General features: G+C 63.3%; 22 protein-coding genes. 16 read left to right on the top strand and 6 right to left on the bottom strand.

Features of this window, described 5'->3' with window-relative positions; genetic code table 11:
• The first annotated feature begins 14 nt into the window (after positions 1–14).
• The 4 genes from HDE78_RS04835 (at position 15) to HDE78_RS04850 (ending at position 4,059) form a co-directional block, all read left to right on the top strand.
• Positions 15–287: a Trm112 family protein gene (locus HDE78_RS04835; RefSeq protein WP_179477386.1), complete on the top strand. Its 273-nt coding sequence runs from the start codon at positions 15–17 to the stop codon at positions 285–287.
• Positions 288–412: 125 nt separating this feature from the next.
• Entirely contained in the window at positions 413–2,740 is a 2,328-nt protein-coding gene (locus HDE78_RS04840; protein WP_179477387.1) for a DUF1631 domain-containing protein, read from the top strand.
• On the top strand, positions 2,740–3,597 hold the full coding sequence (gene nadC, locus HDE78_RS04845) for a carboxylating nicotinate-nucleotide diphosphorylase (RefSeq protein ID WP_179477388.1): 858 nt from the start codon (positions 2,740–2,742) through the stop codon (positions 3,595–3,597). Before HDE78_RS04840 ends, nadC begins: the two co-directional genes overlap by 1 nt.
• 45 nt (positions 3,598–3,642) lie before the next feature.
• Complete coding sequence (locus HDE78_RS04850; protein ID WP_179477389.1) at positions 3,643–4,059, top strand: DUF3301 domain-containing protein; 417 nt, start codon at positions 3,643–3,645, stop codon at positions 4,057–4,059.
• Positions 4,060–4,148: 89 nt separating this feature from the next.
• Here HDE78_RS04850 and HDE78_RS04855 read toward each other — a convergent pair whose 3' ends face one another.
• The 5 genes from HDE78_RS04855 to petA all read right to left on the bottom strand — a co-directional run bounded on the left by HDE78_RS04855 (position 4,149) and on the right by petA (position 7,997).
• Complete coding sequence (locus tag HDE78_RS04855) at positions 4,149–4,592, bottom strand: ClpXP protease specificity-enhancing factor (protein ID WP_255457629.1); 444 nt, start codon at positions 4,590–4,592, stop codon at positions 4,149–4,151.
• Positions 4,592–5,230 carry a glutathione S-transferase N-terminal domain-containing protein gene (locus HDE78_RS04860; protein ID WP_179477390.1) on the bottom strand — a complete coding sequence of 213 codons (639 nt, stop codon included), beginning with the start codon at positions 5,228–5,230 and terminating at the stop codon, positions 4,592–4,594. The genes HDE78_RS04855 and HDE78_RS04860 overlap by 1 nt, the downstream gene beginning before the upstream one ends.
• Before the next feature lie 82 nt (positions 5,231–5,312).
• Positions 5,313–6,059 carry a cytochrome c1 gene (locus HDE78_RS04865; RefSeq protein WP_179477391.1) on the bottom strand — a complete coding sequence of 249 codons (747 nt, stop codon included), beginning with the start codon at positions 6,057–6,059 and terminating at the stop codon, positions 5,313–5,315.
• Positions 6,060–6,090: 31 nt separating this feature from the next.
• Complete coding sequence (locus tag HDE78_RS04870; protein WP_179477392.1) at positions 6,091–7,392, bottom strand: cytochrome bc complex cytochrome b subunit; 1,302 nt, start codon at positions 7,390–7,392, stop codon at positions 6,091–6,093.
• Positions 7,392–7,997 (bottom strand): ubiquinol-cytochrome c reductase iron-sulfur subunit, encoded by a 606-nt coding sequence (gene petA / locus HDE78_RS04875; RefSeq protein WP_179477393.1) that lies wholly within the window; start codon positions 7,995–7,997, stop codon positions 7,392–7,394. Before petA ends, HDE78_RS04870 begins: the two co-directional genes overlap by 1 nt.
• 155 nt (positions 7,998–8,152) lie before the next feature.
• Here petA and HDE78_RS04880 point away from each other — a divergent pair, with 155 nt between their 5' ends.
• Positions 8,153–9,340 carry a trypsin-like peptidase domain-containing protein gene (locus HDE78_RS04880; protein ID WP_179477394.1) on the top strand — a complete coding sequence of 396 codons (1,188 nt, stop codon included), beginning with the start codon at positions 8,153–8,155 and terminating at the stop codon, positions 9,338–9,340.
• Between the two features lie 43 nt (positions 9,341–9,383).
• On the opposite strand, the gene HDE78_RS04885 is transcribed toward HDE78_RS04880, so the two are convergent.
• Positions 9,384–10,250, bottom strand: coding sequence for a lytic transglycosylase domain-containing protein (locus HDE78_RS04885; protein ID WP_255457630.1), 867 nt, complete (start codon positions 10,248–10,250; stop codon positions 9,384–9,386).
• A 623-nt stretch (positions 10,251–10,873) separates the two neighbouring features.
• Between HDE78_RS04885 and HDE78_RS04890 the strand changes: the two genes are divergently transcribed.
• From HDE78_RS04890 to HDE78_RS04940, 11 genes are all read left to right on the top strand, one after another.
• Positions 10,874–11,203, top strand: coding sequence for a hypothetical protein (locus HDE78_RS04890; RefSeq protein ID WP_179477396.1), 330 nt, complete (start codon positions 10,874–10,876; stop codon positions 11,201–11,203).
• A gap of 34 nt (positions 11,204–11,237) precedes the next feature.
• Complete coding sequence (locus HDE78_RS04895) at positions 11,238–12,782, top strand: PepSY-associated TM helix domain-containing protein (RefSeq protein ID WP_179477397.1); 1,545 nt, start codon at positions 11,238–11,240, stop codon at positions 12,780–12,782.
• The gene (locus tag HDE78_RS04900) at positions 12,779–13,129 is read left to right on the top strand and encodes a DUF3325 domain-containing protein (RefSeq protein ID WP_179477398.1); all 351 of its coding nucleotides are present in this window, start codon (positions 12,779–12,781) and stop codon (positions 13,127–13,129) included. Before HDE78_RS04895 ends, HDE78_RS04900 begins: the two co-directional genes overlap by 4 nt.
• Positions 13,130–13,137: 8 nt before the next feature.
• On the top strand, positions 13,138–15,345 hold the full coding sequence (locus HDE78_RS04905; protein ID WP_179477399.1) for a TonB-dependent siderophore receptor: 2,208 nt from the start codon (positions 13,138–13,140) through the stop codon (positions 15,343–15,345).
• A 189-nt stretch (positions 15,346–15,534) separates the two neighbouring features.
• A complete protein-coding gene (gene miaB / locus HDE78_RS04910) occupies positions 15,535–16,893 on the top strand; it encodes a tRNA (N6-isopentenyl adenosine(37)-C2)-methylthiotransferase MiaB (RefSeq protein WP_255457631.1) in 1,359 nt (452 codons plus the stop codon).
• Positions 16,890–17,384, top strand: a complete 495-nt coding sequence (locus tag HDE78_RS04915) for a GNAT family N-acetyltransferase (RefSeq protein ID WP_179477401.1) — start codon at positions 16,890–16,892, stop codon at positions 17,382–17,384. Before miaB ends, HDE78_RS04915 begins: the two co-directional genes overlap by 4 nt.
• The gene (locus tag HDE78_RS04920) at positions 17,381–18,436 is read left to right on the top strand and encodes a PhoH family protein (RefSeq protein ID WP_179477402.1); all 1,056 of its coding nucleotides are present in this window, start codon (positions 17,381–17,383) and stop codon (positions 18,434–18,436) included. The genes HDE78_RS04915 and HDE78_RS04920 overlap by 4 nt, the downstream gene beginning before the upstream one ends.
• A gap of 20 nt (positions 18,437–18,456) precedes the next feature.
• Positions 18,457–18,930, top strand: coding sequence for an rRNA maturation RNase YbeY (ybeY, locus tag HDE78_RS04925; protein ID WP_179477403.1), 474 nt, complete (start codon positions 18,457–18,459; stop codon positions 18,928–18,930).
• A 126-nt stretch (positions 18,931–19,056) separates the two neighbouring features.
• The gene (locus tag HDE78_RS04930) at positions 19,057–19,902 is read left to right on the top strand and encodes a transporter associated domain-containing protein (protein WP_179477404.1); all 846 of its coding nucleotides are present in this window, start codon (positions 19,057–19,059) and stop codon (positions 19,900–19,902) included.
• A 271-nt stretch (positions 19,903–20,173) separates the two neighbouring features.
• Positions 20,174–21,394, top strand: a complete 1,221-nt coding sequence (locus HDE78_RS04935) for a DUF4105 domain-containing protein (RefSeq protein ID WP_179477405.1) — start codon at positions 20,174–20,176, stop codon at positions 21,392–21,394.
• A 48-nt stretch (positions 21,395–21,442) separates the two neighbouring features.
• On the top strand, positions 21,443–22,462 hold the full coding sequence (locus HDE78_RS04940) for a magnesium and cobalt transport protein CorA (RefSeq protein ID WP_179477574.1): 1,020 nt from the start codon (positions 21,443–21,445) through the stop codon (positions 22,460–22,462).
• Positions 22,463–22,485: the final 23 nt, after the last annotated feature.

Here is a 22,485-nt window from a genome sequence, read left to right on the forward strand (position 1 = left end):
CCAGCGAACCCGCCATGGACAAGCGTCTGCTCGACATTTTGTGCTGCCCGGTCAGCAAGACCCCGGTTCGACCGTTGAGCAAGCACGAACTCGATGCGCTCAACGGCGCCGTGGCCGCCAGCATGGTCAATACGGTTGCCGGCGCTCCGGTCCGCGAGAAGATCGCCGAAGCCCTGATCACCACCGATCGCAAGGTGATCTACCGCATCGAGGACGGCATTCCGGTCATGCTGCCCGAGGAAGGCATCGGCACTACCCAACTGACCGACTTTCCGGCGGCCGCCTGAACCGTTCGTGTCGCAGTTCTCAGTTCCGATATAACTATGCATGACATGCCCCCCAGCCTCGCTTATTGTCAGGCTCGTGCGGGCCATTCGACTCTCACCGCGTGTCGCAATACCAAGGCGTGGCGATGAAAGAAGTCAATGACCTCTCGAAAGTAGTCGACCTCGGCCCGCGCCTGGACCCTACCAGCGAGCGAGTCGGCCAGTTGCTGAACGCGGTTCGCGGCATCGCCAACCGGCGTCTGCAACAGTGGGTGGGCAACGCGTTCGAGCATGTCGACGATGCGCTGTTCGACCTGGCCGAAAAAGCCGAAAACAACGCCGCCCAGATGCACTACTTCGACGGCATGCGCGACGTGCGCAAGCGCCGCCCGCTGGTGGAGCGCAACTTTCTGGCCGCGATTAACCGCGAACTGGGCGAGCTGACCCATCCAAAGTCGCCGTCCCCGGCGACGACTTCAGTCGGTATCGGCGGCAACGCGGAACTGACGCTGGTAGCGGACAACGAGCTGGAAGAATCGCTGGCTATCACCAGCATGATCAGCAAAAACGATTCGCGCCTCGCGCGCGACCTGTTTGCGGTGAACCAACGGCTGTCGGTGATCTGCGGCGGCCATAAAATCGACGACGCCAGCAATCCAGTCGCGCCAGCCATCCTGTCCCAGGCGTTTCGCCAGGCGCTGCGTGAACTCACCGCGGACATGCGCGTCAAGCTGATCATCTACAAGCTCTTCGATCGGTATGTGCTGTCGTCGCTGGAAGAGCTCTACCAGGAGATCAACGACGAGTTGATCGAAGCCGGCGTGCTGCCGCAGCTTCACCACCAAGTGGTCCGTACGCCGGCCGCGAGTAGCGCCAGCTTGTCGAAATCGGTGGACGACGATGCGGTGGTGCGAGCGGTCGCGGGGGCGGAGTCCGGCGACATCCCGAACGACCTGCTGCAGACCTTGCACGCCCTGTTCAGCGCACGCCGTGCGCCGACATCGGCCGGTTCTGCATCTGGCTACGCTGGCGCAGTCGGCGGCAGCATAGGCAGCGGCCGCGCCTTGTCCTCCGGACCGCTGCCGTCGGCGCACGAACTGCTCGGCGCACTCAGCGTTTTGCAGAATCAGATCGCCAGCGCCGGCCCGCTGCCGCAGGCCGCAACGGGCTCCGATCGCGATGCAGCCGATCTGAGCCGCGAAGTCCAGCAACTGAAATCGCAGCTGCTGAACCAGATCGGCGCGCTGCGCGGCGAACGGCCCAGCCATGTGGCCACCATCGATGAAGATACGATCGATCTGGTCGGCATGCTGTTCGAATTCATTCTGGAAGATCGCAACCTGCCAGTGCAGATGCAAGTGCTGCTGGCACGCCTGCAGATTCCCTACCTCAAGGCCGCGATTCTCGACCGCAAGATGTTCGCTCATCGTCAGCATCCGGCGCGCCGCCTGCTCGACGGCTTGGCCGAACAGGCCAAGGGCTGGTCGGACGAGTCCGACCGCGATCGCCGGCTGTATGAAAAAGTAAAAGTCATCGTCGAAAAACTGCTGCACGAATTCGACGACGACCTGAGCATCTTCGAGCGGCTGCTGGTCGACCTGCAGCAGTTCCACGACATCAACAAGCGCCGCTCGGAGCTGGCTGAACAGCGCGTGGCCGAATCCACACGCGGGCGCGAAAAGCTCGAACTGGCACGTCGACGCGCCGCGCGCGAAATCGTCGATCGCATAGGACAGCATCAACTGCCGCCGCTGTTGCACGGCATTCTTGCGCGCGCCTGGGCCAACCATTTGGTACTGACCTTGCTGCGCCACGGCGAGGCCTCGAACGAATTTCGCAGCGCGCTGCATTTTATCGACGATCTTATCGCCAGCACGCGTCCGATAAAGAGCGCCGAAGACCGGCATCTGCTGCGCCAGACGCTGCCTAACATCGAACGCGCCTTGCGCCTCGGTCTGGCCAACGTGGCTTTTCAGGAGCAGGACATCGAGCGGTTGCTTGGCCAGCTGCATGCCTACTATCGCCAGCAACTCGGCGAGGCAGGCGACGACGACGCGGCTTCTGTCACGGAAGACGCCGCGATGCTGAGCATGCCCGACACGATTCAGCCGATGGCCGGGCAGGATGCGGGCCGCGAAAACAGCCGCGACCCGGAACCAGCAATGGTACCGCTGGACAGTCCCGAGTGGCAACAGGTGCAGGCGTTGCAGCCGGGGACCTGGCTGGAATTCAGCCATATCGATCAGGCCATGGCGCGCGCCAAGCTGTCATGGATCAGTCCGATGACGGGCCGTTACCTGTTCGTCAATCGTCGCGGCCTGAAAGTGGCGGACTATGCGCCGGAAGAGCTGGCGGTGCTGCTGGCCGATGGCAAGGCCACCGTGCTAGCTGCCAACGCGCTGTTCGACCGGGCAATGAGCTCGATCGTCACTCGTCTGAGTCAGCCTGAAAATCCTATCGCTCCGGATGCCTGATGAGTTTCGCACCCTTGTTTGACGCGCCCACTGCCGCACAGATTTCCGACGACATCGAACGCGCCTTCGCCGAAGATCTCGGCTCCGGCGATGCCACCGCCGAGCTGTTGCCGGCGCAGGGCCGTGCGCAGGCCGAACTGACCTGTCGCGAAAGCGCCGTCGTTGCCGGCATTCCCTGGTTCGAGGCGTGCTTCCGCCGGATGGACCCCGACGTCAGCATCCACTGGCATACGGCCGACGGTCACCGTGTCGAACCCGGCACGGTGATCTGCCGACTGAGTGGACGCGCACGCGCGCTGGTCAGCGCCGAACGCACGGCGCTGAATTTTCTGCAGCTGCTGTCGGGTACGGCGACTCAGACGGCCAGATACGTGGCCGCCGTGCAGGGCACCAACACCCGACTGCTGGATACTCGCAAAACCGTACCGGGCATGCGCCTGGCGCAGAAGTACGCGGTGCGCTGCGGCGGCGGCCACAACCAGCGGATGGGTTTGTACGATGCCATCCTTGTCAAAGAGAACCACATCATCGCGGCCGGCGGCATCGCGGCCGCAGTTGAGGCCGGACGTCGTCTGCATCCGACGCTGATGCTGGAAGTCGAAGTGGAAAATCTCGATGAGCTGGCGCAGGCCATCGACGCCGGCGTGGATCGAATCATGCTGGACAACTTTTCGCTGCCGCTGATGACAGAAGCCGTCGCGCTCACCGCCGGCCGCGTACCGCTCGAAGTGTCCGGCAATGTCGATCTGGAAACGATTGCGGCGTTCGCCGGGACCGGCGTGGATTTCATTTCCGTCGGTGCCCTCACCAAACACGTTCGCGCGGTGGACCTGTCGCTGAGACTGCGGCTGGACTGACGCCCGGCTATTGCGTGCAAGCAGGCATGCCCACACACTGCGGGCATGAGCGACATCGAAGATATGCTGCTGTTGCTGGTGCTCTGTGCCGCCGTGGTGCTGTGGCTGAAACTCACCTCGGCGCGCGAGCGCGCCATGAGCGAGGCTCGGCGGCAATGCGAGCGGCACGGACTGCAGCTGCTCGATGAAAGCGTCGGCCTGCGCGCCGTGCGCATCCGCCGCATGGACGGTCTTCGCAGGATCGAACGCGGCTACTCGTTCGACGTCAGCATCGACGGCGACGATCGCGAACAGGGGCGACTGTGGATGATCGGCAGCACCGTAAGCGGGCTCAGCCTGCCGACAATCCAGCTGGCCTCGGCCGAATCGATCGTGGCCGAAGCGTTGGTCAAGGCCAAGGCATCAAGCAACGTCGTGCAGTTGCATCCGGGGCGTCGACCGCCGGACGCACCGCTTCACTAGCGTGGATCGCAGCGGAGTTCGCGGCGATCCCCTTTGCAACAACCGATCGCGTCGGCATCACCCCTCACCGCGGCGATCCAGAAGAACGGTTACTTGACCACCCGCAGATGCGGCGCGCCGCGCTTGGGCTTGTCGCCCTGCTCCGCGCTGGGTGCGGGCGGTGCGTCATCGGGGACGTCCGGTGGCGGATTGTCGCCACCTTCCTCGGCCGGAAACATCATGCCCTGCCCGTTTTCCTGGGCATACAGCGCCAGCACCGCCTGCACCGGGATATTGATCGTCTGACTGACACCGGAAAAACGGGCCGAGAAGCTGATCCACTCGTTGCCCAGATCCAGATTGGCCACCGCGCGCATAGCCAGGTTTAACACGACCTGCCCATTCTTGATCACCTGCGGCGGCACGCGAACGCCCTCGATAGAGGCGTCGACCAGCACGTAGGGTGTGAGGTCGTTGTCGCTGATCCAGTCGTAGATCGCCCGCAAAAGATACGGCCGATTCGAACTCATCGAGGTAGGTTCGTTCTTGCTCATCATGCCTGCTCTGGGAGTGGGCGCATGGCTTTTTCCTGTTCGGTCATGCTGCGCGCAAAACCCTGACTGTGGAACAAACGTTCGCCGTAATCGATGATCGGTTTGCCTTCGCGCCCCAGATCCACGTCCAGCCATGGCAGGCGCCAGATCACCGGCGCGACCAGGCAGTCGACCAGACTCATTTCCGGATTCAAGAAGAATTTGGCCGCCTTGAACAGCGGCAAGCTGGCCAGCAGATGTTCGCGCAGGCGTTTGCGCGCGGCATCGGCCGGACGACCGCCGGCACGGATCGAGTCCACTTCGGTAAGCCAGTCTTTTTCGATGCGCACGGCAGCCACGCGAATGCGCGCGCGCGACAACGGATCGATCGGCATCAGCGGCGGATGCGGGTAGCGTTCGTCGAGGTACTCGCAAACGACCGACGTGTCGAACAGCGTGAGATCACGATCGACCAGTGTGGGCGTCGTGACATAGGGATTGAGATCGATCAGATCTTCCGGGGGATTGGCGTGATCCACGATCACACGTTCGTAGCTGACGCCCTTGGCGGCCAGCACGAGCCTTGCCCGATGACATTGAATGTCGTCGGCGGTGGTGTACAACGTCAATACGTTGCGCGAGCGAGCGCTCTGAACCATGCGCGTTTCCCTATCGGTGAGACGACGACGGCGGCCCGTGGCCGCCGCAATCGGATGATGCACATCCGGGTGTAATGGACGTTTAATGGACGTCTTTCCAGTATTCCTTGTTGAGCAAATAGGCCAGGAAGGTAAAGACAGCCAGGAACAGCAGGACCCAGATGCCGTAGTGCTCGCGCTGCAGCGCGGCGGGCTCGGAGGCGTACTGCAGGAAGCTGGTCAGATCGCGCATCGACTGCTGGTACTGCGCCGGCGTCATCGTGCCCGGGTGTGATATCTCCAGCTTTTCCACCACATCGGTGGTGCCCGGCTTCATCGTCGCCGTCTGCAGGCCTTGCAACTCGGCCAGCGGAAACGGCATCGCGGCGTTGGGCAGCACGGTGTTGTTCCAGCCGATCGGGCTGTGCGGGTCGAGGTAAAACGAGTTGAGGTAGGTGTAGACCCAGTCCTCGCCCTTGGCGCTGACTTCCAGCGAGAGATCCGGCGGTGCCTTGCCGAACCACTTGGTCGCCATATCGGCCGGCATGTGCGAGATAACCTGATCGTCGAACTTGCCGCCGGTGAAGTTGAGGTTCTGCATCACGTCCTGCTCGGACAGATTCAGATCCTGGGCGATGCGCGAGTAGCGCACGTATTTCAGCGAGTGGCAGCCGACGCAGTAGTTGAAGAACATCTTGGCGCCACGCTGCAGCGACGCCTGATCGCGCACGCTGGCGCCGGACGACATCAGCTCCGGCTCTTCCGCGGCCTGCACCGCGCTGCCCGCCAGCAGCCCCAGCGCCAGGGCAAGCACGCACAGGAGCCGCTTGGTGAAATACCGCTGATTCATCAGAGGCCGCCGTTTGATGAGAATCGTAGAATTAGTCATGCCCGGTCACCCGCTCCGGCACCGGCTTGGTCTTTTCCCAGCCGAAGTGCGTATACGCCCACAGGAACGGGAAGAAGCCGAAGTAGATGATCGTCATCAGGCGACCGAACAGGTTTTCCCAGGTGGTCAGATCCACGTTGCCGAACCACTTCGGAATCACCTCCGCCGTGATGCCGGTACCCACCGCGCCCAAACCCAGAAACGCCACGACGAACAGGCCGAGCGCTACCTTGTATCCGGTGCCGCGATAGCGGATCGAGCGCACCTGGCCACGATCGAACCAGGGCAGGAAGAACAGCACGGCGATGGCGCCGAACATCGCCAGCACGCCCCACACGGCGCTGCCGAAGAACGACGGCACCATCCGCACGATCGCGTAGAACGGCGTGAAGTACCAGACGGGCTTGATTTCGGCCGGAGTGACCAGGTTGTTGGCCATGATCGAGTTGTCGTGCTCGAGGAACCAGCCACCGAAGGTCGGCGCAAAAAAGATGATGAAGGCGGCGATCAGCAGCAGGAAGCCGATGCCGACCAGATCGTGCACCGTGTAATACGGATGGAACGGCACACCGTCGGCCGGCTTGTTCGCATCCCAACGATTGCCTTTCGGTCCGTGCTTGATGTCGACGCCATCGGGATTGTTCGAACCGACTTCGTGCAGCGCAAAGATGTGCAGCACCACCAGCAGCAGCAGCACGATCGGCAGCGCGATCACGTGCAGCGCAAAGAAGCGGTTGAGGGTGGAGTCGGCCGGCAGGAAGTCGCCCATGATCCACTCGACCAGCGTGTTGCCGATAAAGGGAATCGTGCCGAACAGCGAGATGATCACCTTGGCGCCCCAGAACGACATGTTGCCCCACGGCAGCACGTAGCCCATGAAGGCCTCGGCCATCAGCACCAGAAAGATCAGCATGCCGAGCAGCCAGACCATCTCGCGCGGCCGTTTGTACGAGCCGTACATCAGGCCGCGGAACATGTGCAGAAACACCACCACGAAGAACAGCGACGCGCCGGTGGAATGCATGTAGCGGATCAGCCAGCCCCACTCGACGTCGCGCATGATGTACTGCACCGAGTCGAACGCACCCGCCGCGCTCGGGTTGTAGTTCATCGTGAGGAAGATGCCGGTGAGGATCTGGTTGACCAGCACCACCATCGCCAGCACACCGAAGTAGTACCAGAGATTGAAATTCTTCGGCGCGTAGTACTCGCTCATGTGCTTGCGGTAGAACGGTGCAAGCCCAGGCGCGCGCTCGCCGACCCAGTCGCCGATATTGCTCAATACGTTGGCCATTACGCGGCCCCCTTCGGGTCGACGCCAATCTGGATCGTCGTATCGTCGATGAAATGATACGGCGGAATCTGCATGTTCTTCGGCGCGGGCACGCCCTGATAAACGCGGCCGGCCATGTCGTAACGCGAGTGATGGCACGGGCAGTAGTAGCCGCCTTTCCAGTTCGGATCGAACGGCTCGGGCTTCATTTCGCCGACGTAGCCGGGGACGCAGCCGAGGTGCGTGCAGATGCCGACCATCACCAGCCATTCCGGCTTGATCGAGCGGGCTTCATTCTGCGCGTACTTGGGCTGCTGCTGCGCCGAGGCGCCGTCGGACTTGGGATCGACCAGGCGCGAGTCCTGCGTGGGCAGCGTGGCTAGCTGATCCTTGGTGCGATTGACGATGAATACCGGCAGGCTGCGCCAGCCGACGATGAGCTGCTGACCGCTCTCGATCTTGGCGAGCGACTGGGTGACCGGAGCACCTGCGGCCTTGGCTCGCGCGCTGGGCTCCCATGACTTGATGAAGGGCACGGCTACCGAAACCACCCCGACACCCCCGACCACCGCAGTGGCTGCTGTCAGGAAACGGCGGCGGCCGTGGTCCACAACTTCATTCGCCATCAGGCTCTCCGGAGTGTTCAAGGTTGGGGTTTGGGACCCCTCAAAAATCGCGTTAGTGTAGCGTCAGGCCATCACCCATACAATAAAACCGCATACCCGGCGACGTCGATCCGCCGTGAACATTCGCCACGACCCGCCGGGAATCTCTTTTCGACATGAAACATGCCGCCGGCACGCTCGCCTTCATCGCCCGCTTTGTTGTCCTGGGGCTGGCCGTAGCGTTTGTGATCGGGCTGTTCTGGCCGGCCAGCGGCGAGCGTCTGCGCGCGCGCTTCGGCCTGCCTGCAGCCCATGTGACGGAACCGGCCAGCCTGGCCGCGCCTCCTAGCAGCGCACCGGTTTCCTACGCCGACGCGGTGGCGGCAGCCGCGCCCTCGGTGGTGAACATCTACGCCAACAAGATCGTTACCGAGCAGGCGCTGAAAATGTACAGCAATCCGGTGCTGCAGCAGCTGTTCGGCGGCATGCCCACCACGTATCAGCATCGCGAGCAGACGCTGGGTTCGGGCGTCATCGTCAGCGCGCAGGGCCAGGGCTACGTGCTGACCAACAACCATGTGATCGCCGAAGCGGCCGATATCCAGGTGCTGCTCTACGACGGCCGCATTGCCAAAGCGACCCTGGTCGGCGCGGACGAGGAAACCGATCTGGCCGTGCTGAAGATCGATGCCAGCAACCTGCCGGTGATCCAATTGGCCGATACGCAGCAGTTGCGTGCCGGCGACGTGGCGCTGGCGATCGGCAATCCGCTGGGCCTCAATCAGACGGTGACCATGGGCATCGTCAGCGCAGTCGGCCGCCAGCTCAACAGCTCCAGCGCCGAGGACTTCATCCAGACCGATGCGGCGATCAACCTGGGCAACTCCGGCGGCGCGCTGATCAATACCAAGGGCGAGCTGATCGGCATCAACACCTTGCTCATCGGCAAGGCCGCCGGTGCCGAGGGCATCGGCTTCGCCATCCCGGTCGCTACCGCGCAGAAGGTGTTGGATCAGATCATCGCCAGCGGCCACGTGGTACGCGGCTGGATGGGCGCCAACTACGCCTTTGTGCCGGTCGCTGCCGACAGCGGCCTGCCGTCGGCGGCGCGCGGTGTACAGGTCACCGACGTCACACCCGGCGGTCCGGCTGCCCAGGCGGGCATCCAACCCCGCGACATCCTGCTGAAAATCGGCAGCGATGACATTCTCGATCCGGCCGACCTGCGCCGGCGCGAGGCCGCCATCAAGCCCGGCAGCAAGGTCGAGGTGGCGGGCCTGCGCAACGGCAGCCCGTTCCATCTCGATGTGACCCTGACTCAGCGACCAGCGATGACGAACGCCGCGCCGGTGGTGACCAACTGAGCTTTCCTGCCGAAGCGCACAGAGCACTCCAGTAGAGCATCGCTCAACCAGACCCGTTCGACGAGGTGAGCGGCGGATGGATCGCCGCACCGTAGCGTTTGCGCAACGTGCCCACACGTTCGACATAGACCTGCGTTTCGGCATACGGCGGCACACCGCTGTAGCGCACCACGGCGCCGGGACCTGCGTTGTAAGCCGCCGCGGCCAGTTGCTCGTTGCCGTTGAAGTCGTGCAGCAGCAGGCCGAGATAGCGCGCGCCGCCGCGAATGTTCTGGCTGGTATCGAAGGCATCCAGCACGCCCATGTCGCTGGCGGTGGCCGGCATCAGCTGCATCAGCCCCTGCGCGCCCTTGATCGACAGCGCGCGCGGGTTGAACGCGCTTTCGGCATGGATGATGGCGCGCAGAAACGCTTCGTCCACGCCGTATTCGAGGCTCGCCGCGCGAATCACGTCGGCATAGGCGGTCAGGTTGAGTGCCGTGCTGCCCCAGTGAATCGGCGAATGCAGATTGCAGGCCATGCAGGTTTCAATTTCGGTATAGCTGAAGAGCATCGTGACCGCGTTGCCCTTCAGGTGCACCGGCGGCACATTGGTGTATTCCACCACGCCGTCGGCGCGCACGACGCGATACGTCGAACCGCGTCGAACCCGGTTTCCGTTTTTATCGATCTCAAGAAGCGGCGTCACGGCCTCTTTCGATTCGTGATAACCGGGCTGGATGGCAGCGACAGCGTCGACAACCGCGTTGGGTACGGGCGCCAGCAATAGCTTCGCCGTGGTTTGCACCGATCCCTGCATACCGTCGAGTGAGACGCGTTGTGCCGTGCTGTCGCCAGCGGCACCACCTGCGAATTCGACTCCAGCAACCACCCGATCGAGCGAAACGGCATCGGCGCCATTGGCCGCCATGCTCCGAGCCGATGTTGTGACGGAACCGCTGACCAGGTTCAGCGAGCTCGGCAGATTTCGTATTTTGGGCCGCGTGGCTGGAGGCGCCGATGCAAAAGTGGCGATCCTCTTGCAGCCGCGATAGCCCGCCGTGCTGCTGCTGAAAACAGTCTCTCCGTTGACACCGGTGCAGCGGTACAGCGAGCCCGCGTGCGCCAGCGAGAATGCCTGCCGAAAAAAACAGCCGCCCGTCCACAGCAAAAAGCCGATCAAGGCGGCGGCAAACCAGCGATGGGAGCGGGATCGAGCGCCACAGCGCTCGTCTCGGTGGACGACAGCATTCATGGCAGCGAGTCTGACGAAAGGTCTCGGGCAAGCCAAGTCGCGACCGGCGCCATGCAAAATAGTTATTGCGAATCATTCGTAATAACTATTTAATAGCCGACAGGCTTCCCAGGTAACGCCCGATGAGCCGCGCAGCAATGCGCTTGCGTTCGAATGTTCGCCGTAAGGAAACCCCATCGCAGCCGCGCCTACGCCACGTCATCTCTACCGCTTCCGTGTCAGGCCGGTTGCCGCGCGTCGCGCGCATAGCGCTTGCAAGACGCCAACCCAGAAAACCTTCTCACCTGCCGAATTGATGCATGTCCGAAATACCTCATGGCCACCTGAAACGACGCCAGTCGACAACCGCACGCTTTCGATGGGCCGTGGCGTCGAGAACCGCCGCCGCCTTGTTCGGTGGCTATCTGGTTGCGTACGCCAGCGCCGCCCTGCTGACCGTCGTGCTGCCGATGAGCCGAATCAACCGCGCGGTGACTGCCAGCCTGCTCAGCTTCGTGGTGTGGACCGCGGTGGCGATCTGGGTGTTCGCTGCACGCAGCGCGTGGCGCGGCTGGTGGACGTTGCTCGTCGCAGGCGCCGTGATGATGGTACTCGCCATGACCTGGCGCGACTACGGCATGCGTCCGTGAGCGCGCGTCGGTGAGGGGCAGCTTCGTACAATCGATGGCGTGGCTGCATACCTGGGCCGGGCTGATCGTGAGCTGGGTGCTGTTTGCGATTTTCCTCGGTGGCACGCTGGCCTGCTTCGACAAAGAGCTGGACTACTGGATGCGTCCGGCGCTGCACCAGCTCGCACCGGGACCGATCGCCATGGATGCCGCCGCGACCACCTTGCGCGAGATGGCACCGCATGCCGAGACGTTTTATCTCAGGCCCCCAAGCGCGCGCGATCCGTCGATTCACGGCTTGGTCTTCGAACCGGGCAAAACGACTATCGACGTCGCCCTCAATCCGCGCGACGGAACGCGGATCCCGCCGACCGTCGGCGGTAATTTCTTTTTCGTCCTGCATTACAACCTGCAGGCTGGCACGCCTGGCGTGTATCTGGTTGGACTGGCCGGCATGCTGATGCTGCTGGCGTTGGTCAGCGGCGTGATCATCCATCGCCGTGTGTTCAAGGATTTTTTTGTGTTCCGACCGCAGGCCGGCGGTCAGCGTGCGTGGCTGGACGGACACAACCTCACCGGCGTACTGGGCCTGCCGTTTCATCTGATGATCGCCTACACCGGGGTGATCATCATGATGTCTACCTACATGACCGCCGGCGTACAGATCGGCTATCACGGTGACTTAGCTGCGTACTACGCAGCGCTGTCCAGCACACCGCATCCGGTCGAGCAACACCGACTGCCAAGCCGGGTGGCGTCGCTGAACAAGGTTCTCCACGACGCTGTGCAACGCCTTGGTGGCCCGGCGCAGTATCTGGAGATCGAGCATGTCCACGATGCGTCTATCACGATCAGCGCGCTGGCAGCCGGCAACGATGAGGTCGCTGGCGGCCGCCGCAATCTGATCTACGACGGCACCGATGGCCACTTCCGCGGTGAAAGCGAGAGTCCACCGGCCGCCTATCGCACCTACCAATTCCTGAGCGGACTGCATCGCGTACAGTTTGGCGGCGCGGCGATTCGCTGGCTGTACTTTCTGCTCGGCGCCACCGGCTGCGTGATGCTTGCCACCGCGGCGCAGGTCTGGATCGAAAAGCGCCAGCGGAAAGCGGAGGCCGCCGGCCTGCGCTCCGGCTACGGGCTGGTGCGCGCACTCAACATCGCCGTGATCGCCGGCATGCCGCTGGCAAGCGTCGCCCTGCTATGGGCGAACCGCCTGCTCCCCGGCAATCTGGCCGTTCGGGCCAGCTGGGAAGCGCAGAGCTTTTACGCCGTGTGGCTGCTCGCCACGATATGGGCCGTGCTGCGCCTGCGCCGCGGCAAGCCGTGGCGCGAGCTGTTCGGCATGACGGCCGCCTTGCTGCTTGCCCTGCCGCTGTTGAATGCGCTGACCGAACCGCGCAGCAGCCTGCTTGCCAGCACCGTCGATCACGATTGGGTTCTCGCTGGCGTCGATGCCACCGCTCTAGCCGTGGGCCTCGGCTTTGCCTGGCTGGCCTGGCTCAACACGCGTCAGCGCAAAAAAGTCCGGCGCGATGCACGCATCGGCGCTGCTTCAGCGTCCTCGCACGCCGCACGCCCGCGGGAAAAATCTGCATGACGCTATGGCTGATCTTGCTGGCGTTGAATTATTCGAGCTGGGCCCTGCTGTGCCTCGCCGTGGCGCGTCACCACCGCCAGCACTTCGGCGCCGAAGCATCCGTTCGCCGCAGCCGCCTTTTACGCCTCGGCGGCTGGCTCACGATGCTGGCTGCCTGGGTCATCAGCGTGCACTGGCGCGGCTGGGACATCGGCAGCGTCGACTGGTGTGCGAGCTGGATGCTGGCCGCCATCGCCTGGGTGCTGCTGCAACCGTATCGCCCCCGCTTCGCGCGCTGGCTGGCCTTCATCGCCGGCGCGGCGAGCCTGTTCGCCCTGATCTCTTTTCTATCACCCACGCTGTTTTGAGGAACGTCATGAACACTTCGACCAAGCGGCAGGTTGCAAGCCATCATTCTGTAGGCCTGCGCCGCGCCGCTCTGCCCTGCCTGCTGGCCGTGGCACTGGCCGGCAGCTTTGCCGCGCACGCGCAAACCCAGCCCTTCGATGGCAACGGCAACAGCGATACGAGCAGCGCCAAGGAGCCTCGCAAGGCGCAAACGATGGACACGGTGAATGTGCAGGGCGTCGGCTTGCCGACCTTCGGCGGTGGCGACATCGCCCGCCGCGGCAATCTGGGCGTGCTGGGCGAACAGGATGTGATGAGTACGCCGTTCGCGATGACCAGCTATACCGAGAACTACATCGCCAGCCATCAGGCGTACACCATTGCCGATGTGGTGGCCGACGATCCGGCGGTGCGCGTCGCCGACGGCTTCGGCAATTTCGCCGAGACCTTCGTGCTGCGCGGCTTTCCTCTCAACGGCGATGACATCACCTTTGGCGGCCTCTACGGCATCATCCCGCGACAGATGGTCGACGCCGACGCGATCGGCCGGCTCGACGTGCTGCGTGGCGCCAGTGCGTTTCTCTACGGCGTATCGCCCGGCGGCAGCGGCATCGGCGGCTCGATCAACGTGGAGCCGAAATGGGCGTTGGACGCGCCGCTGACGCGCGCCACGGTCGACTACGGCAGCGACAGCCAAGCCGGCGCCCAGTTCGATGTCAGCCGACGCTTTGGCACGAACGACGAGTACGGCATCCGCGTCAATCTGGGCGGGCGTGATGGCGATACCTCGATCGACCGCGAGAGCCGCAAGTCGAACGAGCAGTCCATCGCGTTCGATTACCGCGGCGACAAGTTCCGCATAAAGGCCGACGTGAGCCATCAGCTTCAGCGCATCGATGAGGGCCGCAGCGTGGTCTATCTCAGCGGCGACGGCGTGCCCAAGCCGCCGCCGGCGAGCGCGAATTACGCCCAGCCCTGGAGCTACTCCAGCCTGGAAGATACCTACGGCCTGGTCCGCGCCGAGTACGATTTCCTGCCCAACCTGACCGGCTATGTCGCCGTCGGCGCCGATCATTCCAACGAAAACGGCGAATACGCGTCGCCCACCGTGGACGGCAGCGGCAACGGTTCGATCTACCGACTGGGTGTGCCGTATCAAAACGACGCGCAGAGCGGCGAAGCCGGCCTCAACTGGACATTCGACACCGGCCCGGTCAGCCAGAAGATCAACCTGGGCGTCTCCGCGTTGAACCAGAAAAAGACCGTCAGCTATACCTTCTCCGCGTCCTCGCCGACCAACCTCTACAACTATGTGGCCATGCCGTACCCGCCAACCACCTTCAGCGGCGGCGATCCGGTGGTGACCGGCCGCACCAAGCTGCACAGCCTGGCGCTGTCCGACACGCTGGGCTTTGCCGACGATCAGGTACTGCTGACCCTCGGTGCGCGCCGGCAGACCCTGCAAACCCTGGGCTATGCCTACACCACCGGCGTGCAGACCGCGGACTATCGCAAGATCGCCACCTCGCCGGTGCTCGGCCTGGTGGTGAAGCTCAACCCGAACTTCTCGCTGTTCGCCAACTCCATCCAGGGCTTGTCGCAGGGACCCGAAGCACCGATCGGCTCGGCCAATGTCGGCCAAGTGTTTGCGCCGTACAAGTCGAAGCAGCTCGAAACCGGTATCAAGTACGACCAGGGCACGTTCGGCAGCACCTTCAGCCTGTTCCAGATCAAGCAACCCAGCGGCATCACCGATGGCGTGACGCGCGTTTTCAGCATTGCCGGCGAACAGCGCAATCGCGGCGCGGAATGGAGCATCTACGGCGAGCCGGTGAGCGGATTGAAATTGATCGGCGGCGCGAGCTACATCGACGCCAAGCTGACCCAGACGGCCGGTGGCCTCGACAACGGCAACACCGCGGTCGGCGTACCGAAGTGGCAATACAACGCCGGCGTGGACTGGGCGGTGCCTGGCACCACGGGCCTGGGGTTGAACCTGGGCGTGACCCGCACCGGCGGTGAATATGTCGACCTGGCCAATACCTTGCGTATCCCCGCCTGGACGCGGGTCGACGCGGGCGCCAGCTACGTCACCGCCATTGACGGTCGCCAGGTGACGTTCCGCGCCGCAGTGCTGAATATCGGCAACAGCAACTACTGGGCATCAGCCTTGGGCGGCTACCTGACCGAGGGTGCTTCGCGCACGATCAAGCTGTCGGCCAGCGTCGACTTCTGAGTGCGCTATAGCTTGGCCGCCCGCCATCAGCGCGCGGCCGGTTCACTGGCGAGGGGGCCCACGGTGGCGTAAACTGCGCGGTTCGATGCCGCATTGCGGCGGCGTCGCGATGGCAAAAAGTTTCGCGGCCGTCGACTTCGTTATACGAACCACGGTAAATCACCAGTCATGAGCGGCAAGCCAGCTTCAATGAAGCTCTTCATCAAGACCCACGGTTGTCAGATGAACGAGTACGACTCGGCCAAGATGGCCGACGTGCTCAAGGCGTCGCATGGCATGGAATTGACCCAGGACGAGTCCGAAGCGGATGTCATCCTGATCAACACCTGCTCGATCCGCGAGAAGGCGCAGGAAAAAGTCTTCAGCCAGCTCGGCCGCTGGAAGCAGCACAAGAAGGACGGCAAACCGGTGCTGATCGGTGTGGGTGGCTGCGTGGCTTCGCAGGAGGGCGACGCCATCGTCAAGCGCGCGCCGTATGTCGACCTGGTCTTCGGTCCGCAGACCCTGCACCGCCTGCCCGAACTGATCGAGAAGCAGCGCGCCACCGGCCGGCCGCAGGTGGACATCAGCTTCCCCGAGATCGAAAAGTTCGACAATCTGCCCGAGCCGCGTGCCGACGGCCCGACTGCCTTCGTCTCGATTATGGAAGGCTGCTCGAAGTACTGCAGCTACTGCGTTGTGCCCTACACCCGCGGCGAAGAAATCAGCCGTCCGTTCGACGACGTGCTGGTCGAGGTCGCCCAGCTCGCCGCCCAGGGCGTGCGCGAAGTGAACCTGCTCGGCCAGAACGTCAACGCCTATCGCGGCCCGACCCATGACGGCAGCGTGGCCGACCTGTCCGTGCTGATCCACGCCATCGCGCAGATCGACGGCATCGGTCGCATCCGCTTCACCACCTCGCATCCGCTGGAGTTTTCCGACTCGCTGATCGAGGCCTACGCCAACGTGCCGCAGCTGGCCAATTACCTGCATCTGCCGGTGCAGGCCGGCTCCGATCGCATCCTCAGCGCGATGAAGCGCGGCTACACCGCGTTGGAGTTCAAGCAGAAGATCCGCAAGCTGCGCGCGGTGCGGCCGGACATCTGCGTGTCGTCCGATTTCATCGTCGGCTTTCCCGGCGAAACCGCCGAGGATTTCGACAAGACCATGAAGCTGATCGACGACGTCGGCTTCGACCAGAGCTTCTCGTTTATCTTCTCCTCGCGCCCCGGCACGCCGGCGGCGAATCTCGCCGACGAGACGCCCGCGGCGGAAAAGCACGCGCGCCTGATGCGCCTGCAGGCCACGCTCAACGACAACGCCAAAAAGATCAGCGCCGCGATGATAGGCAGCGTGCAGCGCGTGCTGGTGGAAAAGCCGAGCACGCGCGATCCGAGCGAGCTGACCGGCCGCACCGAAAACATGCGCTTCGTCAACTTTGCCGGCCATCCGCGACTGATCGGCCAGTTCGTCGACGTGCTGATCACCGACGCGATGAGCAATTCGCTGCGCGGTCGGATTGTGCTGGACGAGCCCGCCATCGACGCGCCGGTCGCGCTGGCTTCGTGACGCAAAACCTCGTGCTGCGGGAAATCGGTGCCGACGAATTTGTGCGCGTCTGGCCGCTGTTTCAGCAGGTGATTGCGGGCGGCGATACGTACAGTTATCCGCCCGACATGCGGTTTGAAGAGGCCCGCGATGCGTGGACCTCGCCGCCCAGCCGTTGCTTTGTGGCCGAACGCGGCGACGACGTGCTCGGCGCTTATCTGCTGAAACCGAATCAGCCTGGCCTCGGCAACCATGTGGCCAATGCCGGTTATATGGTGGCACCCAGCGCACGCGGCCAGGGCATCGCCAGCGCGATGTGCGAGCATTCGATGGCGCAGGCTCGCTGCGCCGGCTTCACTGCGATGCAGTTCAACTTCGTGGTTTCCACCAACACCACCGCCGTGCGCCTATGGCAGCGCCACGGTTTCCAGATTGTCGGCCAGGTACCCGGAGCCTTTCGTCATGCGGGGCACGGACCTACCGACGTTTATGTGATGCACCGAGAACTATGACCAGCCCAAGCGCAAACCGCAGCATCGACCAGAACGATTTCGTCCTCGATCCCGAAGACAATGCGCGCCTTGCCAACCTGTGCGGGCCGTTCGACGAACACCTGCGGCAGATCGAGCTGCGCCTGGGCGTAGAGATCAACCATCGCGGCAATATTTTTCAGGTGCTGGGCGAAACGGCAGTGACGCGGGCCGCTGAAAAAGTACTTCGCGCGCTGTACGTGGTGACCGAAGACGAATCGTTGAACGGCGCCAAGGTGCATCTGCATCTGGCCGAATCCGGCATCGACGTCATCACCGATGCGGCGGCCGAGAGCACGCAGGAAGTTGCCATCCGCGTGAAGCGCGGCGTCATCAAGGGACGCGGCGCCAACCAGGCGCGCTACCTGCACGCGATCGCCACCCACGACATCAACTTCGGCATCGGCCCGGCCGGCACCGGCAAGACCTATCTGGCCGTGGCCAGCGCGGTCGAGGCGCTGGAAGCCAATCGCGTGCAGCGCCTGCTGCTGGTGCGTCCGGCGGTGGAAGCCGGCGAAAAGCTCGGCTTCCTGCCCGGCGATCTGTCGCAGAAAGTCGACCCGTATCTGCGCCCGCTGTACGACGCGCTGTACGAAATGCTCGGCTTCGAAAAGGTCGCCAAGCTGATCGAGCGCAACGTGATCGAGATCGCCCCGCTGGCGTATATGCGCGGCCGCACGCTCAACGATTCCTACGTGATTCTCGACGAAGCGCAGAACACCACCGTCGAGCAGATGAAGATGTTTCTGACCCGTATCGGCTTCGGCACCGTCGCCGTGATCACCGGCGACGTGACCCAGGTCGACCTGCCCCGCCACGTGCGCTCCGGCCTGCGTCAGGCCACCGAAGTGCTGCGCGACGTCAACGGCATCAGCTTCACCTTTTTCACCTCGCGCGATGTGGTGCGTCATCCGCTGGTGGCGAAGATCGTGCGTGCCTATGAAGCGTTCGAAGAAGAGGCCGGGAGCACGGATCGGAATGCCGCCAAAGGCGATTCGATGTCGAACGGCGCCAAGCCGATCGGCGCCAGTTAACGCGGCTGGCGGAAAACCGTATGTCCAAGCCAACGACGCCGCCCAACCGTATCACCGTCGGTTACGCCCTGCCGCGGTCGGGACTGCCTGCGGCCAACAGTTTTCGGCAGTGGGTCGAGGCCGCGCTGCGTGGCGCGAGATACCGCAAGTCTGCCGAAGTGGCGATCCGTCTGGTGGATGCCGACGAGGGTCGCGCGCTCAATCGCGACTATCGCGGCAAGGATTACGCGACCAACGTGCTGTCCTTCCCCGCCGAGCTACCGCCGCAACTCAAGCTGCCGCTGTTGGGCGACCTCGCCATTTGTGCACCCGTGGTGCTGCACGAAGCCCTGGAGCAGGGCAAGCGGCCGCGCGATCATTGGGCACACATGACCGTCCACGGCGTACTGCATCTGCTCGGTTACGACCACATCAGGAACCGCGAGGCCGAGGCGATGGAAGCATTGGAGACGCGCATTCTCGCTGGCCTGGGCATCGCCGATCCTTACCAGTGAGCGAATATGGCGGCCGGCGACATCGACCGGCGCCGAGCGCACCTCAATGCCACTGCGCTGAATCGTCACGAATTTTCCGTTAAACTCGATTCACCGTCCCGCTTGCGGGCAGCACCCACGCGATAAATGAACGACGACCCTGGCAGTACCAGCGGCCCGGCGCACCGTAGTTGGTGGGACCGACTGGGCCACATGTTTTCCGGCGAGCCACGCAACCGCGTCGAACTGATCGAGGAATTGCGCGCCGCTCAGACCAACGGGCTGCTTTCCGCCGACACCCTGACCATGGTCGAGGGTGCCATCAAGGTCACCGAGCTGAGCGTCGACGATGTGATGGTGCCGCGCGCCCAGATCGTGATGCTGTCGGCCGAATCGTCGCTGTCGGACATGCTGACCGTGGTCGTCGAGTCGGGCCATTCGCGCTTCCCCGTGCACGGCGAAGACAAGGACGACATCCTCGGCATCCTGCTGGCCAAGGATCTGCTGAAATCCTTTGGCGACACCAGCCAGTTCGACATCATGGCCATTCTGCGCCCGGCCGTGCTGATTCCCGAATCGATGCGGCTCAACGTGCTGCTGGCCGAGTTCCGCCTCACCCGCAACCATATGGCCGTGGTGATGGACGAATACGGCGGCGTGGCCGGACTCATCACCATCGAAGACGTGCTCGAGCAAATCGTCGGCGAAATCGACGACGAGCACGACGACGACGAGCCCGAGCTGATGCACGAACAGCCCGGCGGCGACTGGATCGTCAGCGCACTGACGCCGATCGCCGATTTCAACGAAAACACCGGCGCCGATTTCTCCGACGAGGAATACGACACCGTCGGCGGCATGGTCACCTCCGAGTTCGGCCATTTGCCGGAAGTGGGCGAGGAAGTAGTGATCGGCGCGTACCTCTTCCACGTTACCGAAGCGGACGATCGCCGCGTGCAGGCCTTCCGCGTGGTGAAACAAGGCAAGGACTGAAGCAAGGCGAGGCGCTGCGGGGCTATCCGTGCAGCACTTCGCTCTGCGAGTGCGACGTTGAAGGTGGCCGCGGCGTCTGAACTCGTCGACACTCAAGCATCGTCGTTCGCCCGAGGCGTAGCGAAGTGGCCGGGCAGCAGCGATACTTTCAGACAGCTGTCCGAGTCGATTCCATCCATCGAGCCGCTTCGCCGCATCGGTACAAAGTCACAAACCGTGTCCCGCCATTCGAGCGACACCGCCCGATCCATTCTGCACCGGCCTTCCCTACATGCACTCCATCCATCGCCTGCTGCTCGTCGTGCTTTTGCTGCTGATCGGCATATCCAGCGCCGGTGCCAGCGTGGCCAACGCACCGGGCGCCAATCTTGAGGTCTCGCTGATCACCTATGGCCCGGGCGAAACCTACTGGGAACGCTTCGGCCACGATGCCATCGAAGTGCGCGACAGCGTCTCCGGCGAGTCGGTCGACTTCAACTACGGCGTATTCGATTTCAACGAATCGAACTTCTTCATCAACTTCGCCCGCGGCCGCATGCACTACTTGATGGACGCGGAATACAGCGCGCCCGAACAGGCCAGCTACATGCAGGACGGCCGTTCGGTGACACGCCAGCACCTGGCGCTATCGCCACAGCAGGCCACCGCACTGCGGGATTTTCTGCTGTGGAATCTGCGCCTGGAAAATGCCGGCTACGCCTACGACTACTACGCCGACAACTGCACCACGCGCGTGCGCGACGCGCTGGACAAAATTCTCGGCGGCGCTCTGAAGAAACAGCTGACCACGCAGCCCGCCGGCATGACGTATCGGCAGCAAACGGCGCGACTGATGAGCGCGCAGCCGTGGCTGATGCTGGTGCTCGACCTGGGACTGGGCCCCTACGCCGACCAACCGCTCAACGCCTGGCAGGAAAGCTTTCTGCCGATGGTGCTGCAGCAACAGTTGAATCACGTACGAATCGACAACGGCTCGGGCGGATTCAAACCGCTGGTGCAAAGCGAACAGCTGGTCTCACCCAACCGATTGGACGTGCCGCCGGTGAACCCGCCCGACCTGCGACTGCCGCTCGCCGCGGCCGGGCTTATTCTTGCGGCATGCATGCGCGCCGCCCGGCGATGGTCGCCCATCGGCTACGCATTACTTACGTCAACCTACCTCATCGCGGCCGGACTGGTCGGCCTGCTGCTGATCGGTCTGTGGACCCTCACCACCCATCACTCCGCATGGGCCAACGCCAACCTGCTTTTCTTCAATCCATTGGCGCTCATCATGCTGCCCGCTATATGGCGCGCGCGCCGCGGCATCGCGCCGTCGCGTTTCATCGAAGCGCTATGGCTGCTGCAACTGCTGGCCATCCTTATCGCCCTCTCGCTACATCTGATGCCCGGCGTCGTGCAGCAGAATCAGCCCTGGCTGCTGTTTGCCATACCTTGCTGGCTGGCGATCGCCTGGAGTCTGCGCCGGGGAGCAAGGCCGCTATCGTCCTAAAGCCTGCTGCAATTGCCCTGACTTGATGCGCCGGGCATCATGCGCAGCATGAACCTGATGAGTCCGGTCCCACCCGCGCCGCCGTCGGCTGAAAAGCAGATGGTGGTCAACTGCATCGCCTATCGGAAAGACGGCAGCCGGATCGGCGACGTCACGCTCGATGAAATCAGCGACGTGCTGGCCAAACCCGATACCTTTGTCTGGGTCGGACTGCATGAGCCCGACGAAGAACTTCTGCTGAAACTGCAGGAGGAATTCTGCCTGCACGATCTGGCCATCGAGGACGCGCACACCGCCCATCAGCGTACCAAGATCGAAACCTACGGCGACTCGCTGTTTTTGGTGGTGCAGACCGCGCAGCAGATCGACGGCAACCTCGCGTTCGGCGAGACCCATATTTTTCTCGGGCCCCGCTATCTGGTCAGCGTGCGCCACGGCGCATCGCTTTCCTACGCGCCAGCCAGGCGCGCCTGCGAACACACGCCCGAACTGATGGCGCTCGGCCCGAGCTACGCGCTGTACAGTATTCTCGATTTCATCGTCGACAACCTGCTGCCGATCGTGCGCGCATCCCGCGAAGAATTGCAGCAGCTCGAAAAAGACATCTTCGCCGAAACCTTCAAACGCAGCACGGTGAGGCGGCTGTACAACATGCAGCGCGACCTGATGACGCTGCGCCTCGCCGTCGCGCCGATGCAGGACATCATCAGCCAGCTCACGCGACTGCATCCCAACCTGATTCCGAAAGAGCTGCGCGCCTATTTTCGCGACGTGTACGACCACGTCTTCCGCGTCAACGAAGCCATCAGCGCCATGCGCGAAATGCTGGCCGCCGCCATCAACGTCAACCTCTCCCTCGTCACCTTCGGCCAGAACGAAGTGATGAAAAAGCTGGCCGGCTGGGCCGCCATGCTCGCCGCTCCCACCCTCATCACCAGCTGGTACGGCATGAACTTCACGCACATGCCCGAGCTCGCTCAACCATGGGCCTATCCCGCCGTCGTTGGCGTCGTAGCGGTCGTCGTCATCGGACTTTTCATCGGCCTTAAGAGGGCAAAGTGGCTATAAAGCCAACGCAAGCTCACGGGGCC

Source organism: Rhodanobacter sp. K2T2, from assembly GCF_013408815.1.
Classification (GTDB): Bacteria; Pseudomonadota; Gammaproteobacteria; order Xanthomonadales; family Rhodanobacteraceae; genus Rhodanobacter.

What these genes read in the sequence shown, in the direction of transcription:
- miaB (WP_255457631.1), top strand. Translation starts at nt 15,535, where the DNA reads ATGAAGCTCTTCATCAAGACCCACGGTTGTCAGATGAACGAGTACGAC.
- HDE78_RS04890 (WP_179477396.1), top strand. Translation starts at nt 10,874, where the DNA reads ATGTCCGAAATACCTCATGGCCACCTGAAACGACGCCAGTCGACAACC.
- HDE78_RS04920 (WP_179477402.1), top strand. Translation starts at nt 17,381, where the DNA reads ATGACCAGCCCAAGCGCAAACCGCAGCATCGACCAGAACGATTTCGTC.
- HDE78_RS04930 (WP_179477404.1), top strand. Translation starts at nt 19,057, where the DNA reads ATGAACGACGACCCTGGCAGTACCAGCGGCCCGGCGCACCGTAGTTGG.
- HDE78_RS04905 (WP_179477399.1), top strand. Translation starts at nt 13,138, where the DNA reads ATGAACACTTCGACCAAGCGGCAGGTTGCAAGCCATCATTCTGTAGGC.
- petA (WP_179477393.1), bottom strand. Translation starts at nt 7,997, where the DNA reads ATGGCGAATGAAGTTGTGGACCACGGCCGCCGCCGTTTCCTGACAGCA.
- HDE78_RS04900 (WP_179477398.1), top strand. Translation starts at nt 12,779, where the DNA reads ATGACGCTATGGCTGATCTTGCTGGCGTTGAATTATTCGAGCTGGGCC.
- ybeY (WP_179477403.1), top strand. Translation starts at nt 18,457, where the DNA reads ATGTCCAAGCCAACGACGCCGCCCAACCGTATCACCGTCGGTTACGCC.
- HDE78_RS04860 (WP_179477390.1), bottom strand. Translation starts at nt 5,230, where the DNA reads ATGGTTCAGAGCGCTCGCTCGCGCAACGTATTGACGTTGTACACCACC.
- HDE78_RS04850 (WP_179477389.1), top strand. Translation starts at nt 3,643, where the DNA reads ATGAGCGACATCGAAGATATGCTGCTGTTGCTGGTGCTCTGTGCCGCC.
- HDE78_RS04855 (WP_255457629.1), bottom strand. Translation starts at nt 4,592, where the DNA reads ATGAGCAAGAACGAACCTACCTCGATGAGTTCGAATCGGCCGTATCTT.
- HDE78_RS04940 (WP_179477574.1), top strand. Translation starts at nt 21,443, where the DNA reads ATGAACCTGATGAGTCCGGTCCCACCCGCGCCGCCGTCGGCTGAAAAG.
- HDE78_RS04885 (WP_255457630.1), bottom strand. Translation starts at nt 10,250, where the DNA reads ATGGCGGCCAATGGCGCCGATGCCGTTTCGCTCGATCGGGTGGTTGCT.
- HDE78_RS04935 (WP_179477405.1), top strand. Translation starts at nt 20,174, where the DNA reads ATGCACTCCATCCATCGCCTGCTGCTCGTCGTGCTTTTGCTGCTGATC.
- HDE78_RS04880 (WP_179477394.1), top strand. Translation starts at nt 8,153, where the DNA reads ATGAAACATGCCGCCGGCACGCTCGCCTTCATCGCCCGCTTTGTTGTC.
- HDE78_RS04840 (WP_179477387.1), top strand. Translation starts at nt 413, where the DNA reads ATGAAAGAAGTCAATGACCTCTCGAAAGTAGTCGACCTCGGCCCGCGC.
- HDE78_RS04895 (WP_179477397.1), top strand. Translation starts at nt 11,238, where the DNA reads ATGGCGTGGCTGCATACCTGGGCCGGGCTGATCGTGAGCTGGGTGCTG.
- HDE78_RS04835 (WP_179477386.1), top strand. Translation starts at nt 15, where the DNA reads ATGGACAAGCGTCTGCTCGACATTTTGTGCTGCCCGGTCAGCAAGACC.
- HDE78_RS04870 (WP_179477392.1), bottom strand. Translation starts at nt 7,392, where the DNA reads ATGGCCAACGTATTGAGCAATATCGGCGACTGGGTCGGCGAGCGCGCG.
- nadC (WP_179477388.1), top strand. Translation starts at nt 2,740, where the DNA reads ATGAGTTTCGCACCCTTGTTTGACGCGCCCACTGCCGCACAGATTTCC.
- HDE78_RS04865 (WP_179477391.1), bottom strand. Translation starts at nt 6,059, where the DNA reads ATGAATCAGCGGTATTTCACCAAGCGGCTCCTGTGCGTGCTTGCCCTG.